General features: G+C 36.2%; 13 protein-coding genes. 9 read left to right on the plus strand and 4 right to left on the minus strand.

The window, feature by feature from the left end; genetic code table 11:
- Positions 1–94 precede the first annotated feature (94 nt).
- Both AAGD84_RS03770 and AAGD84_RS03775 read right to left on the minus strand, forming a co-directional pair.
- Entirely contained in the window at positions 95–1,270 is a 1,176-nt protein-coding gene (locus AAGD84_RS03770; RefSeq protein ID WP_341817823.1) for a CCA tRNA nucleotidyltransferase, read from the minus strand.
- A gap of 86 nt (positions 1,271–1,356) precedes the next feature.
- Entirely contained in the window at positions 1,357–2,382 is a 1,026-nt protein-coding gene (locus tag AAGD84_RS03775; RefSeq protein ID WP_341817824.1) for a hypothetical protein, read from the minus strand.
- 118 nt (positions 2,383–2,500) lie between these two features.
- Between AAGD84_RS03775 and ychF the strand changes: the two genes are divergently transcribed.
- Positions 2,501–3,595 (plus strand): redox-regulated ATPase YchF, encoded by a 1,095-nt coding sequence (gene ychF / locus AAGD84_RS03780; protein WP_264723404.1) that lies wholly within the window; start codon positions 2,501–2,503, stop codon positions 3,593–3,595.
- Positions 3,588–3,758, plus strand: a complete 171-nt coding sequence (locus AAGD84_RS07525; RefSeq protein ID WP_349496636.1) for a hypothetical protein — start codon at positions 3,588–3,590, stop codon at positions 3,756–3,758. The genes ychF and AAGD84_RS07525 overlap by 8 nt, the downstream gene beginning before the upstream one ends.
- 66 nt (positions 3,759–3,824) lie before the next feature.
- Here AAGD84_RS07525 and AAGD84_RS03785 read toward each other — a convergent pair whose 3' ends face one another.
- Positions 3,825–4,010, minus strand: coding sequence for a hypothetical protein (locus tag AAGD84_RS03785; protein ID WP_197907208.1), 186 nt, complete (start codon positions 4,008–4,010; stop codon positions 3,825–3,827).
- A gap of 238 nt (positions 4,011–4,248) precedes the next feature.
- Between AAGD84_RS03785 and AAGD84_RS03790 the strand changes: the two genes are divergently transcribed.
- From AAGD84_RS03790 to AAGD84_RS03820, 7 genes are all read left to right on the plus strand, one after another.
- Positions 4,249–5,442, plus strand: coding sequence for an ankyrin repeat domain-containing protein (locus AAGD84_RS03790; protein WP_077188062.1), 1,194 nt, complete (start codon positions 4,249–4,251; stop codon positions 5,440–5,442).
- On the plus strand, positions 5,435–7,240 hold the full coding sequence (locus tag AAGD84_RS03795) for a pentapeptide repeat-containing protein (RefSeq protein ID WP_264723405.1): 1,806 nt from the start codon (positions 5,435–5,437) through the stop codon (positions 7,238–7,240). The genes AAGD84_RS03790 and AAGD84_RS03795 overlap by 8 nt, the downstream gene beginning before the upstream one ends.
- Positions 7,224–7,832 (plus strand): guanylate kinase, encoded by a 609-nt coding sequence (gene gmk, locus AAGD84_RS03800; RefSeq protein WP_264723406.1) that lies wholly within the window; start codon positions 7,224–7,226, stop codon positions 7,830–7,832. Before AAGD84_RS03795 ends, gmk begins: the two co-directional genes overlap by 17 nt.
- Positions 7,833–7,970: 138 nt before the next feature.
- On the plus strand, positions 7,971–8,483 hold the full coding sequence (locus AAGD84_RS03805) for a hypothetical protein (protein WP_245611107.1): 513 nt from the start codon (positions 7,971–7,973) through the stop codon (positions 8,481–8,483).
- The gene (ltrA, locus tag AAGD84_RS03810; protein ID WP_338476458.1) at positions 8,468–9,769 is read left to right on the plus strand and encodes a group II intron reverse transcriptase/maturase; all 1,302 of its coding nucleotides are present in this window, start codon (positions 8,468–8,470) and stop codon (positions 9,767–9,769) included. The genes AAGD84_RS03805 and ltrA overlap by 16 nt, the downstream gene beginning before the upstream one ends.
- 11 nt (positions 9,770–9,780) lie before the next feature.
- Positions 9,781–9,957, plus strand: a complete 177-nt coding sequence (locus tag AAGD84_RS03815; protein WP_341817825.1) for a hypothetical protein — start codon at positions 9,781–9,783, stop codon at positions 9,955–9,957.
- A gap of 78 nt (positions 9,958–10,035) precedes the next feature.
- Positions 10,036–12,150, plus strand: a complete 2,115-nt coding sequence (locus AAGD84_RS03820) for an ankyrin repeat domain-containing protein (RefSeq protein WP_264723407.1) — start codon at positions 10,036–10,038, stop codon at positions 12,148–12,150.
- On the opposite strand, the gene sdhA is transcribed toward AAGD84_RS03820, so the two are convergent.
- Entirely contained in the window at positions 12,151–13,956 is a 1,806-nt protein-coding gene (sdhA, locus tag AAGD84_RS03825) for a succinate dehydrogenase flavoprotein subunit (protein ID WP_265037819.1), read from the minus strand.
- Positions 13,957–14,468: the final 512 nt, after the last annotated feature.

Raw genomic sequence — 14,468 nt, forward strand, 5'->3', positions numbered from 1 at the left:
CAATTAGAGAACTTTCATGCAATTAGAGAACCTAATTCCTCGATGAGTTACACTAATACTGTAAGCGTACATTCATTAAACAGCCAGAAAGCAGTTAGAGTAGGCTCTTAGCATAAAGCACCAGCTCCTCTTTTGTTAAAGTGTAGGAGCTGTCTTCCCAATTTTGCCTGAGCAACTCTAAGTTTCTACCTAAACTTTTTCCTGGCTGGTGACCTATATTTATCAAATCATTACCAGATAAAGGAAATTTTGGAATATTGAATATATTAGCAAATGAAATGTATTTATCAACATTTTCTCCAGACTCAACACCACAAATTCTTACTAAATCACAATATGATTCTCTACCAAATAAAGATATGTATTTTTTTTGCTCTTTTTCTGAGAGTTCTGTTTTGATATCGTTGGATAGTAAAAATAGCAGCTTTTTCTTTTGCTTGTTCGAAAGACGTAAAAACTTACTTATGTATTCTCCAAGACTTAGCCTGTCATTTTCTTTAGTGGTCCTAAGGAGTAACGCTAATTTTACTAGTGCATCAGTGCCCAAAAGAAGTGGCGAAGACAGAATTTCGCATTTTATTTCTTTTGGGATAATCTTTTGCAAAATATCAGATTCTTGCATGCTCTTAAGTGTTGGAAAAGGATCATTGCACTCCAGCAATTTAAGTATTTCATCTCTTATTCTCTCTCCAGAGAGGTTTTGGATCATATGCGAATGCTTTTTGCATACGCTTAGTATTTCATCACTCAAATCTCCGACACATATTTTTGCATGAAAACGAAATGCTCTTAAAATACGTAGATAGTCTTCTTTAATTCTATCTTCAGCGTTGCCTATAAAGTTTAACCTTCGCGCCTTTAAGTCCTCTATACCACCAAAGTAATCATATATATGGCCATGCTTATCTGCATACAGAGCATTAAATGTAAAGTCGCGCCTTGAAGCATCCGCTTGCCAATTATTGGTAAATTCTACTTTTGCATGCCTACCATCACATTTCACATCATGTCTTAGTGTTGTAATTTCAAAAGACCTCTGATTTAAGATCGCAGTGATAGTTCCATGTTTTAAGCCAGTTGGAATAGTTTTTATATTACGGAGTTTTAGCGCTTTAATCGTTTGATTGGGAGGCAAATTAGTAGCTAAATCGATGTCGTGGACATCACGCTGCAAAATTGAGTCTCTCACACACCCGCCGACAAGCCTAGCCTCACCACCAAATTTCTCTATGGCATCAATAATTAAACTAGTTTCACGGTCAACTTGCATTTAGTTAGTATATGCTGCAGTTCATATTATATGAAATGCTTGCAAAAAGCCCCATATAAAAATATACAGGGCTATGAAGATTTATTTTACACTTCCAATTGTGATATTTGTTGTTGATGAAATGTTTTTTCTGTTCTTGATTCCGCCATACTACATCTTGGTGAGCTTGAAGGGTTTTGCTTCTCAGAGCGCTCTATGTGCTGCTTTATCTCACTAACGCACTGCTCTACAACATCACCAATTTTTCCATCAGCATTTTTTGCCAATAACTCATCAAATCCCTTTTCAACCTCTGCTCTCTCAGAGATATCCTTTGAAAGGTTACAATATTCTAAGATCTCGTCTACCTGAAGTTTTTTTGCTAATAGGAAATCTTCTTGTTCTTGCTCTTGTTTAAGTTTGGTTTCCTCTTGCAGTTGTTTTGCTAAACTTTTATTTCTATCAAGCAATGGTTCGAAATGCAATCCGCCTTTGTTTATTATATGCACAATACTACTATCATCATAATCAACTTTATTGTATTCACCTGCACTTTTTGAACCTGAATTGTCTATTAATTCATGCAAAGACAGATCTTGGTTATCAACAGTCTGGTTCTCTATAACATGTAGCTTTACCTTATACTTTTCACAAAGTATTCTGCCTTCAACGTCAGGATCACCCCACCTACTGTTACGCATAATGTCTGCTGTATAATCATCTACAGTTTCACTACGGTGCTGGCCATTGTTATCATGACTATTGACAATTGCATTTGTAAACCACTTTGGTGGATTCTTTTGCGCAAATTCTTTACAATCATTTCTTAATTTTTCGATAGTAACTTGCTCTCCTGTCTGTTGTTCTAGACTTTGTCTGAACGAGTCAAAAAAGCAGCTTCCATTACCAATTGCTTGTCCTACATGGAAATTGTCAGGGTAAGGATTACTATTTAAAAGAGTTATTTCTTGTCCAGAGCTCTTGAACCTTTTCGGACTTCCAGTATCGTAAAAATCATTTGATAGTTTCCGTTTCCTAGGTACATTCATTTGCCCTGAGATCTTGGGCCTTTTTATTCCAACCTCAACATCATGAAAATCACTTGGTAGCTTCCGTTTCCTAGGTTCAGCCATAGTTTTTACCTTAATTTGAGCTATATGTTACTATACCAACAAAATTATTAATAAGCAACTAATTAAGTATAGCAGAAATTTTTAAATTATGCAATAGTTGTAGCTTTAAATAGCAAATATGAGTTTTAACTGCGGTATAGTTGGGTTACCAAACATAGGAAAATCAACCTTATTTAATGCACTTACAGAGTCAAGTGCAGCCGAAGCTGCAAATTATCCTTTCTGCACAATTGAGCCAAATATAGGCAAGATTTCGATAAAAGATCAGCGTTTGAAACAAATCGCAGCAATTGCAGGCTCAGAGAAGATAATTTATAATCAATTAGAAGTTGTAGATATTGCAGGTCTGGTAAAGGGTGCGAGCAAAGGTGAAGGGCTCGGCAATAAATTTTTAAGCCATATCAGAGAAGTTGATGCTATCGTTCATCTGCTCAGGTGCTTTACGGATGACGATATCAGCCATGTACACAGTAAAATAGATCCAATATCAGATGCTGAAGTGGTAGAAATGGAATTAATCCTAGCTGATATTGATAGCATAGAAAAAAGGCTTCCTCAATTGGAAAAGAAAGCAAAGCAAGGTGATAAAGAGCTAAAGAGACAACTTGAATTAATGCAAGAGGTATTAGCTACTTTAAAATTAGGTAAACCTGCAAGAAGTTTGGAGAATATCGATGAAGATGAGATGAAGTCGCTTCAATTGCTGACAACAAAGCCCGTTATGTACGTTTGCAATGTTGAAGATACAAATGTTATAACTGGCAATGAATTATCTAAAAAGGTAGAGAGAATGGCGGAGGAAAATAAAAGTAAATTTTATTGTATTTCAGCAAAACTCGAAGCAGATATTGCAAATCTTGATACTGAAGAGGAAAAACAGAGTTTTTTATCAGAATTTGGCTTACAAGAATCAGGCCTTGATGGAGTAGCGCGTATTATGTATGAAGTGCTGAGTATGATAACTTTCTTTACTGTGGGCCCCAAAGAAGCACGGGCATGGCCAGTAAAAATAGGGTCAACAGCTGACAAAGCTGCAGGTGTAATCCACACTGATTTTGAGAAAGGTTTCATAAAAGCAGAAACGATAGGCTTTGCAGACTACATAAAGTATGGAAGTGAACCGGCTTGTAAAGACGCAGGAAAAATTCGCTTTGAAGGCAGAGATTACATCGTGCAAGATGGTGATATAATGCACTTTAGGTTTAATGTGTAGTTTATTATGCAGCCACTTATTTAAAGTTAAGTTTTCTGGATCCCAGTGTCTGGGCACTGGGATGACAAGAAAGGGAGCACTGGAATTTTTGTTTCAATATTTGTACATTAGCCATGCATCTGAACAGATACCTCCCCTAAACGGATACACTGTAGAAGGATAGTTTCTTCTCCCCAGTAAAGACTAGATTCCAGACTGGAATGACAGCAGTCCTACGTCATATCGCGATTCATTCCATAGCTGTACGAACATTCATTTTTGAAGGTAAATTGCACAGCAAATGGTCAGTGCTTGGCACTGGAATAACGTCCTCCTTTGTCATCCCAGTGCCCAGACACTGGGATCCAGTTTTCCATATAATCTCATCGAAAATGTTGTAACCACTTTCTATGCTAGTTTGCTTGCTTACAAGCAAACTTTTCTGGATCCCAGTGTCTGGGCACTGGGATGACATCCTCCCTAGCGGAGATTGCTCTCAAATCACAATGTTCGTACAGTAAGCACTGACCACTTTGCTTCAATATTTGCGATGCCCCTGAACAGATACAAAAAATCTATTGTTTTTTTATAAATTAAATCCTAAGGCATTTTTTACTGTAGATTAATCATTTGATTATAGTATCATTTTAATTAAGCTTATGCTTGGGATATTTATGAAAAATATTTTATATTTTATATTATTAGCTGTTGTATTCGGATCACTGAGCCTATTTGCTGTAGAGCAATTTGAAGAAAAGAAAATTGAATCAGTTCATAAAAACGAAAATGTAGGTGTAAGGAAGCAAGATAGCACAAATCAAAAAGATGAGTTAAAAAGCAACGTCGATGCTAAACAAACACAAGAGGCTGAGAGCAAAAGATTAGACGGCACTACCGATAAAGAGAAACTGCAACACAACGAGAACAAAGCTTTCGTGGTTGAAAAAACTATAAGTGAAGGTGAAAGGATTGATAAAGATTTGCCAAATGACCAGCTAGAAGGAAGCACAGACAAATTTGCTCAAAATTTACCAAATGTGGCCAATAAAGAAGTGAATAAAGATTTGAAACCAGAGCCTTTGCCTTTAAGTGCTGATTTAAATGAGAATACAGCTAACCCGCAAAAAAATCTACAAGCTGATCAGAAGATTGATATAAAAGATAATGAACTTTCAAAAAGTGATGCGAGTCAATTATTAGAGGGAAAAAAAGAAAAAGTAGAGAATCAGTCTGAAGAAAAAAAAGTGAAAGAAACAAACAGTAATTCCAAGGACCGCAATAGAGTAAAACCTATAACTAAAAAAGATGAAGAAGAGCAAAGTGAAAAGAAAAGTTTACAAAAATGGACAAAGCTAAACAGAGAACCAATAAAAGAATGGGGTCATAAAGACATACAAAGCAAGTCAATATATAAACGACAATATGATAGCCTTAATGAGCATCTTCCTACAACTGTGTTTATTGATGATTACAGTAAGCAATTTTTTTACTGCATTAAGAAGAACAACTTAACTTGCTTAAGAGGAGTAATAAGTAAGCTAGAAAAAATTGGATTAACAATTCAAGAGATACTAAGGTTTAGAAATAAATTGGGTGATACTCCTCTCATTTATTCAGTTAAACAAGGTGAGGTAGACATAGTGCGCTTTCTCTTATTACAAGGTGCTGATCTTAGAGTAGTTAACAATAATTTTCAATCCCCAATTGATATAGCAATCGAAAAAAAGCAGATCAATATAATAAATGCGATTGCCGAAATGATGCCACATCTTTTGGAGGATAGAAAAATAGACAATAAAGAAAGCTCAGCAATGTACGATTGGGCTGTGAAAACGAAAGAAATACAGTGCGATAAGCAAGATGATTAGATTTTTGATATTAATTTTAGTTGGTCATTTATGTTATGGAAACGAAACAAATGATGAAAAAAATCAGATTAGTGATTTTTTAAACGCTTTGCGTGATGCAAAATACGTATCTTACAGTAAAAAAGACTTTGCTGAATTTTTGGTGCAGTGCCACAAAGAGGGCGTGCCAGAAGATTTTAAGAAAGGTTTTGGTTCTAACTTAAATGGAGCTAATTTTAACCAACTGTACCTAAGTAAATCTGTTTTTGATGGAGTAAGTCTGATTGGTGCCGATTTTTCTAACACCGATTTATCCGATGTGTCTTTCATTGATGTTGATTTACGTGGTGCTAATTTTTCCAATGCTAATTTACATGGCATTAAAATAAAAGGTACAAATTTGAGTTTTACAAAATTTGTTTCTGCAAACTTAACAGATATCGTATTTGATCAGTCTAATGTTAGTTATGCTGATTTTATCAGTTCCGATCTCAAAAAAGTAAGTATGCACAACGTAATTGGTTTGCATACTAATTTCTCGAATGTGAAAATGAATTTCTCCAACTTATCAAACTCGAATGTTAGCCACGTAAATTTTAGTGATAGTGAAATAAACGATACTGTTATGCAGAAAAACAACCTTGATAATGCAAGTTTCTTTGGAGTGGATGCATATAAATTAAAGATACAATTTTCTTCATTAAAAAATGCTAACATATATGGTGCAGAGTTAAAAGAATCAGACTTTACAGGTAGCAATCTTTCCGATGCTTGCCTTAATTCTTCTATCATAATTAACAGTAACTTCGACGAAACTGATTTAAGCAACACACAAATTTCCTATGTGAATGACGATAATTCAAGTTTTGTTCAATCTATACTAAATGGTTCCAAGATAAAACATGCATATGTTTCTGAAGCAAATCTTCATGATGCTGATTTATCCAATATTGATTTTAGTTTTAGTGAACTGCATCAAGTTAATGTCTCTAATGCTGACATTCGTCACGGAAAGTTTCATAATACTAAAGTTGCAAATTCTAACATGAATGGCTCATTTTTTGACCATTCACTATTCACCTCTGCGAAGATAGAAGATTCAGACCTTTCTACAACTTCAATGTATAAGATAAAAATCCAAGACTCTCAAGTTTATAACAGTACACTTTCTCGCCATAATATTGATTCCAGTGAAATAGAAAATTCAACATTCTTTAATTTATTAGCTGATAATTCGAGTTGGTCCAATTTAAAAGTAACTAATTCAAATTTTATTGAAAGCGATTTCAGATCTTCTTTGCTTCACACTAATGCCTTTAGGAAAACTAGTTTTTTTCTTAGCAATTTGAGTAATTCAACAATTAGTGATATGTCTTTTCTCTCTTCAAGCATATATAAAAGTTCAGTTGTTGATGCTCACTTAACAGGTTGCAAATTTGATAATTCAATTTTGATTGACAATAAAGGACAGAAAAAACTTGCAGGTTCAGAAAATGCTATAACTTCGATTAAAGATTTGCAAGAGAAAATATCACAGGGTGAAAAATTTAATGTAAATTATTCTTACTTTGAATTTAAGAATATGAATTTAGAAAATGCCGATTTTTCTAATTCAACATTGAGTAGAGCAAAGTTTGTAAACGTTAATTTGAATAAGGCAAATTTTGAAAAAACCGATTTGCGCTATACTGTCTTTGATAACTCTTCTCTTATTGGCACCAACTTATCAAATTCTAATTTAGAAGGTTCTAGCTTTTTAAACTCTGATCCAAAAAGCACCATGTTAAAAAATGCAAAGAAAAATGACCGTAAAAAGTGAGGGCGTATTATTGGTTCTATCCTCCCCTTCTGGAGCTGGAAAAACTACTATATCAGCAAAATTACTTGAGCAATCAACTAATTTAGTTAGGTCTGTTTCTATGACTACACGCAAGCCTCGCCCCGGCGAAATAAATGGAAAAGACTATTTTTTCGTTACCGAAGAAAAATTTCACGAGTTATGCAAAGCTGGCCAAATGCTTGAATACGCCAAAGTTTTTGAGAATTTTTATGGTATACCAAGAAATTTTATAGAGCAAAACTTAAGCAATGGAATAAGCGTTTTACTCAGCATAGACTGGCAAGGAGCATTTCACTTATTCAAGCTCATGAGAAAAAAAGTTGTAAGTGTTTTTATACTTCCCCCTTCAATGGAAGAGCTTAGGTTGCGTTTGCAAAAGCGTAATAGTGATGATGCAAGCGAAATAGAGCGCAGATTAGCCGAAGCTCAAAAAGAGATAAGCAAACGTGATAAATATGATTATGTAATAATCAATGATGATATTGACAAAAGTGTAGAAGAGATAAGCTCCATACTAAATAAAGAAAGACTTAAAAAATCAGAAGAAAAACCAAGCCTGGAAGATTTATAAAAAATCAATTTGGATATTTGCAGCTATAGTTTCTTATCCTATTTTAGCCAATAGCACGTTTCACAGTTTAGCTATATTTATTATTTTTTAAGATTAAATGGTTAAAATAGTAGCAACTGTTCAAGTGAGGATTTGACTATGGTGCGCCAAGAAGTGCTTGGAGAACAGTTGGTGAAAATCCAACACAAACAAAGTCTAGCCAACAGTTTGGAACAGACCACTATGTTGCATGAGGTAACGAGTGTAATAGAGCTAGTGGGATGGACAATGCAGGGCACAACGGAAGTGAAGGAGTGGAGTCCCGAAATACCTGAAGACATAGAGGTCGACATGTTCATGGCCATGGAAGACAGCATGAAGGATAACGTAAAGGCAAGTTATCACTCACTCTATCGGGATCTGAGACCGTGCCATGTATTGAAATGGACTTCAAGTGAACTTGGGAGATCCCATGCATTCCTATTAAGGTACGTTGGAACAAGTCAACAAAGGCAAGAACTAGCGGAAGATGCAGGGGAAGTCGGACTGATTGATAGTACTCAGAATGTGGGAAAGCCACGTACAAGGGGAAGCGATCAGCAATATAGTAACTGGAATAGGGATTGCTATGCCAATACAACGGAGGTAGGAATAACATGCGATATAAACTAAACCAGATAGCAGTAAGAGCAAAGCAAGATAAGCGACTAAAATTCACATCGTTAGTCCATCTGATAAATACAGAGAATCTTGCGAGATGTTATAAAGAACTGAAGCGTAACAAGGCTTGTGGAGTAGACCAGATAACAGTGGAATCATACGGAGAAAATCTGAATGAGAAACTCGAAGTGCTAGTAGAAAGTATGAAGAGGAAGCAATATCAACCACAACCAGTAAAGAGGGTATATATACCGAAAGCTGGAAGTAAAGAGAAACGCGGACTCGGAATACCATCGACCGAGGATAAATTAGTACAGATTATGCTGAAGAAGATATTAGAAAATATTTACGAGGCAAACTTTCTGGACAGCTCATATGGATTTCGACCAGGAAGAAACTGTCATCAAGCGGTAAATGCACTAGATAAAGCAGTTATGTACAAGCCAATAAACTACATTGTAGAAGTGGATATCAAGAAGTTCTACGATAATATACAGCATAAATGGCTAATGAGGTGTCTAAGGGAACGAATAACTGACCCAAATTTGCTGTGGTTAGTAAAGCGGTTTCTCAAGGCAGGGATAGTCGAAGCTGGAAATTATGAAGCAACAAAACAAGGTACACCACAAGGCGGTATAGTAAGTCCTGTATTAGCAAATATATACTTACATTATGTGTTGGATTTATGGATAGAAAAGAAATTTAAACCAAGATCCAGAGGATATATACAAGTAATAAGGTTTTGCGATGATTTTGTGGTTTGTTGCGAAAGTAAGGTAGACGCGGAAGAATTTCTGGAATTACTGAAACAAAGGCTAAATAAATTTGGGTTGGAAGTATCTGAAAACAAGACCAGAGTAGTAAAGTTTGGCAAGAGGGAGTGGCAACGAGCGATAAGAGAGAAACGAAGGACGGAAAGTTTCAATTTTCTGGGGTTTACGCACTATGGTGCAAAAAGTCGTCGTGGTAGATTAATGATGGGACATAAAACCTCTAAGTTAAATCTAGCCAGAAAACTAAAAGAAATCAAGGAGTGGTTGAAAATAGTCCGCGGAAGTATTCGACTTAAAGATTGGTGGCAAGTACTGAAGGCTAAATTAACAGGACACTATAACTACTTTGGTATTAGCGGAAATTATTGGTGTTTGAAACAATTTTACACATCAGTAAGAAAGCTAGCATTTAAATGGATAAATCGGCGTAGTCAGAAAAAGAGTATGACCTGGGAACAGTTTGTACACTACGTAGAAGTAAATCCATTACCAAAGCCAAAAATACATTTTTCTTTATATGCATAAGAGGGACGACTGTGAAAACTAATATTGATGAGCCGTGTGCGGGAAATCTGCAAGCACGGTTCTTTAGGGGGAGTTGTAGTAATAAAACTCAAACGAGAGGAGTAAAGCTACAGCTTCTACCGAACATAACAGATTTTCTAATAGAAACTAGTTTTCTGCCTTTCCACCTATACATATACAACGTTTAGCTCAATTTAAAAGTCAAACTTCTTGGTTGTTAGTTTAGTGCTGACAACTTAAATAGCTTTTAATATTGAGGTTTTAGTATGGGTATAGATATAACTGCACTAACTACTAATGCAGATAAATTAGGTGAATGCATAGATAAAAATAAAAAGCAAGAGCAGGATAGAAAAGACGAACAATTGTATGGCATTATAGAGAGAAAGGTAAAAAAAGAAGAACACAAGCGTGAAAAACCAAGAGGTCAAGATGGAGCTCTCAAGGAGTGTAAAAGGTTATTCAAGGAAGGTGCTAGCCCTGAAGTATTAACTAAATTAGAAGAATCACTTAGAGAACAAGAAAAATATTATAGGTATTATGTCCAATGCTTCCTTCCAGTGCTAGATAAAGCAATAAAACGATCGAAAAAAATATCAAATGAAACAAAAGAACGAGTAAAGCAAGTAATTTCAGAAATTACTGATAATAGCAAATATTGTTCTAATAGTATTACCCACAACCAAAATGATCGTAGGAATAGTGAAGATAGTGAAGCAGAAAGTGGCTACGGTAGCGATGTTGAAGATGATCATAAAGTAGAAATAAGCAACGAAATAACAAATAGCAATGCTCTATTACTAAAAGCGATCAAAAATGGAAATAACAGGAAATTTAAAAAATATCTAAAAGATTGTACGGATATTAATAGTGTAAAAGGTGAAAAAGACAACAATATTTTACACCTTATCGTGTCGTTGGAAAAGAAACAGAAATGCAAGTTTCTAGGTACCCTAATAAAAACGGTCACCGAGGAAGATTTAGCACAACTCATTAATAGTAAAAATCAGGAAGAACAAACGCCTCTTCATCAGTTGCTTCAGCATATAAAAGAAAAGAATGAGGATCGATCATGTACAGATAGAAAATTTGAAAAAACAAATAGGTATAAAGCCTTAGAGTTATTTCTACAAAATGGTGCAGATATTACTGTGCAAGATAAAGATGGAAAAAATGCTCTGCACTATATTGCTTCATTCAAAGGAGAACAAAAAGTTACATGTTTAGAGTTGATTTCAAATAAAGATGATGCTGTAAATACTACTAACAGGGAAGGATTAACACCTCTTCATCAGCTGCTTCAGCATATAAAAGGAAAGAATGAGGATCGATCATGTACAGATAGAAAATTTGAAAAAACTAAAAGGTATGAAACCCTAGAACTATTGCTAAAAAACGGTGCAGATATTACTGTGCAAGATAAAGATGAAAAAAATGCTCTGCACTATATTGCTTCATTCAAAGGAGAACAAAAAGTTACATGTTTGGAATTGATTTTAGGTTTAGTAAAAAATGGAACAATATCTAAAGATAAATTAGGTAAAGCTATAAATGCTAAGAATGGAGAAGGGAACACACCCCTAGAATTGGCATTAAAGAAAAAAGCAGAAAAAAGAAGTATCGAATACCTACCGCAAGGAACAATTTTTGATACAGCAACTGCTTATGACAATACAACAAAATTTTGTACAATGCTGCTAGAAATAGGCGCTGATCCCTGTTCTCTGGAGCTGAAAGATCCAAAATTCCATACTAAAAAGTACTATTTAACTTTACGAGATCTAAAAGATTATTCAGGGACTCCACAGAAAGCACAGGAGAAAGCTAAAGAACTAAAAGAGAAGCTTGAAGAAAAATACCACTGTAAAACTGCTTCAAAAAAATGCAAGTCTGGCATTAAAGAAGCAGGTTCTGGTATAAAAAAAGGAGTATCTGCTGTAGCAGGATTCATAGATCCAGCAAAAAGGACCCGCGAACTGTTAGCAATCACGATAACGATTACTGTTATTGCAATGGTAACATTTGCTTTCTTTCAGGGTCAAATGGCAATTGGAGCAGCCATTCCTATCATAGCTGTTGCTGGAGTTATATGCCTTACTTTAACTTTAGGATTTAGTGGTATTAAGAAACTTTTTGAAAAATCAACCAACAAAGCACAGGACACATTTAACGACAAAAACCGCTCTAATTCAACAACAGAGCAGAATCAAGCTTCGAAGAACCTTGTTAATAATGATCAACAGAATTTAAGGAATGAGACTAAAAATCAAGCAGTACAAGAGTCACCAAATCAATCAGAGCATACTGAGAGTCCTCCAGACACTAAAATGAGTGCCATATCAATAATGAACTCGTTGAAAAATTGTGTAGGGATAGTGTAACTAGTAAACCCTCTTCTCTGGCGCTATGAAATCAATCTCACCGCTCAGAGTTTTTTCAGCCACTTTTTTATAATCAATTTTTACGTTAATTTGCCCTTTCTTTTCTTCAAGCCACGCTATAGTGTGCTTCATCCAGTTTTTGTCATCACGTTCAGGAAAGTCTTCACGAGCATGGGCACCTCTGCTTTCCTCGCGATTAGCTGCGCATTCCATGGTAATAACCGCTTGTGGGATCATGTTAGCAAGCTCCAGTGCTTCAACTAAATCACTATTCCACATCATACTGCGATCCTCAAGTGAAATATCAGGCATCATTTTTGCTACCTTTTTTATAGCTTTTTTGCCTTCTTCTAAAACTTCAGCAACACGGAAAACTGATGCGTATTTTTGCATAGTGTTCTGCATTTCACTGCGTATTTTTGCTACTTTTAGCCCACCAGAAGCAAATCGCATTTTATTGAATCTATCTACTATCCAGTCTGTGCAGTCTGAATGCAATTTTTTATGTGGTGTACCGGATTTTAGTTTCTCTCTTGCTCTGAGCGCTGCAGCTCTGCCAAAAACCACAAGATCAAGAAGCGAGTTAGAACCAAGTCGATTTGCACCGTGCACAGAGACGCACGCAGCTTCTCCAATTGCAAATAGTCCATCTACCACTTCTTCCTTACCTTGCTTCAGCGTGATCACTTCTCCATAATAATTGGTTGGAATGCCACCCATGTTATAGTGAACAGTCGGAATGACCGGTATTGGATCTTTAGTGACATCAACTCCAGCAAAAGTTCTTGCGGTTTCGCTGATGCCCGGCAATCTGAGTTTTATTACTTCCGGATCAAGATGCGCTATAGTTAAATACATATGATCTTTTTTTGGTCCAACTCCCCTTCCCTCTCTAATTTCAATTGTTATTGCACGACTTACCACATCACGAGAAGCTAAATCTTTTGCTTTTGGTGCGTAACGTTCCATAAACTTTTCGCCCTGAGAATTAACGAGATATCCCCCTTCGCCACGGCACCCTTCTGTCATCAAGCACCCTGAGCCATATATTCCTGTTGGATGAAATTGTACAAATTCCATATCTTCAAGTGGTAATCCAGCCCTTACTACCATGCCATTACCATCACCTGTGCAGGTATGCGCACTTGTTGCAGAGAAATAAACACGTCCATATCCACCTGTTGCTAACACCACTCTATGCGCACGAAATCTATGTAATGTGCCGTCGCATAGCGACCAAGCAAGAACTCCGCAGCATGCTCCGGTTTCGCTATCCATAATTAAATCAATCACAAAGTATTCAACAAAAAATTCAGCGTTGAATTTAAGACACTGCTGATATAGAGTGTGAAGGATTGCGTGCCCAGTTTTATCTGCCGCCGCACAAGTGCGTTGAGCTGATTTTCCTTTACCAAAGTGAGTTGTCATTCCACCAAAAGAGCGCTGGTATATTTTGCCATCTTCTGTACGAGAAAAAGGTACGCCAAAATTTTCAAGTTCAATAACAGCTTTAGCAGCGTTTTTACACATATATTCTATTGCATCTTGATCACCAAGCCAGTCTGAACCTTTTATTGTGTCATATGCATGCCAGCGCCAATCGTCTTCACCGATATTACCTAAAGCTGCACTAATTCCGCCTTGTGCTGCAACTGTATGACTTCGTGTAGGGAAAATTTTAGAAATGCAGGCAACTGAAAAATTAGTTGCAGCCATCCCAAGCGTTGCTCTGAGCCCTGCTCCACCTGCACCTACTACTACCACATCATACTCATGTTCTATGATCTCATACGCTGACTTATCCATATTTACTTATTTTATCATTATAGGCTTATGATATCACAGAAGTAGAAAAAATCTATACAAGTTTTCTATAGCTATACCACAGCGAACCGTCACACCGCCACGAACCGTCATACCGCCGCGGTATCTCTTAACATAGATCCCTTACTTAACCGTCATACCTTAACATAGATCCCGCTAACAAGCAGCGGGATGACGGTTATCAGGCTAGCTGTCATCCCAGTGCCCAGACACTGGGATCCAGGAAAGTTTGCTTGTAAACAAGCAAACTAGCATAGAAAGTGGTTACAACGTTTTCGATGAGATTATATGGAAAACTGGATTCCAGTGTCAAGCACTGGAATGACATCACAGGGGCACTGGAATGACACCTCTCTTGGGCTCTTTTAGCTATAAACATTAAGAAATTTACCAAACAAAAAAAAGGCAAAAGAAGCCCTGTGGTTATTATCCGCTTTAAAATATTGGCGTTTTTTATGTTTTAAACGCTTGACAAGCGAAATTCAGCTGCTTTT

Origin of the sequence: Wolbachia endosymbiont (group A) of Andrena fulva, assembly GCF_964026815.1 — a bacterium.
Taxonomy (GTDB): domain Bacteria; phylum Pseudomonadota; class Alphaproteobacteria; order Rickettsiales; family Anaplasmataceae; genus Wolbachia; species Wolbachia pipientis.

Coding starts and splice junctions, on each gene's coding strand:
- AAGD84_RS03770 (WP_341817823.1), bottom strand. CDS start 1,270: ATGCAAGTTGACCGTGAAACTAGTTTAATTATTGATGCCATAGAGAAA.
- AAGD84_RS03775 (WP_341817824.1), bottom strand. CDS start 2,382: ATGGCTGAACCTAGGAAACGGAAGCTACCAAGTGATTTTCATGATGTT.
- ychF (WP_264723404.1), top strand. CDS start 2,501: ATGAGTTTTAACTGCGGTATAGTTGGGTTACCAAACATAGGAAAATCA.
- AAGD84_RS07525 (WP_349496636.1), top strand. CDS start 3,588: ATGTGTAGTTTATTATGCAGCCACTTATTTAAAGTTAAGTTTTCTGGA.
- AAGD84_RS03790 (WP_077188062.1), top strand. CDS start 4,249: ATGAAAAATATTTTATATTTTATATTATTAGCTGTTGTATTCGGATCA.
- AAGD84_RS03795 (WP_264723405.1), top strand. CDS start 5,435: ATGATTAGATTTTTGATATTAATTTTAGTTGGTCATTTATGTTATGGA.
- gmk (WP_264723406.1), top strand. CDS start 7,224: ATGACCGTAAAAAGTGAGGGCGTATTATTGGTTCTATCCTCCCCTTCT.
- AAGD84_RS03805 (WP_245611107.1), top strand. CDS start 7,971: ATGGTGCGCCAAGAAGTGCTTGGAGAACAGTTGGTGAAAATCCAACAC.
- ltrA (WP_338476458.1), top strand. CDS start 8,468: ATGCGATATAAACTAAACCAGATAGCAGTAAGAGCAAAGCAAGATAAG.
- AAGD84_RS03820 (WP_264723407.1), top strand. CDS start 10,036: ATGGGTATAGATATAACTGCACTAACTACTAATGCAGATAAATTAGGT.
- sdhA (WP_265037819.1), bottom strand. CDS start 13,956: ATGGATAAGTCAGCGTATGAGATCATAGAACATGAGTATGATGTGGTA.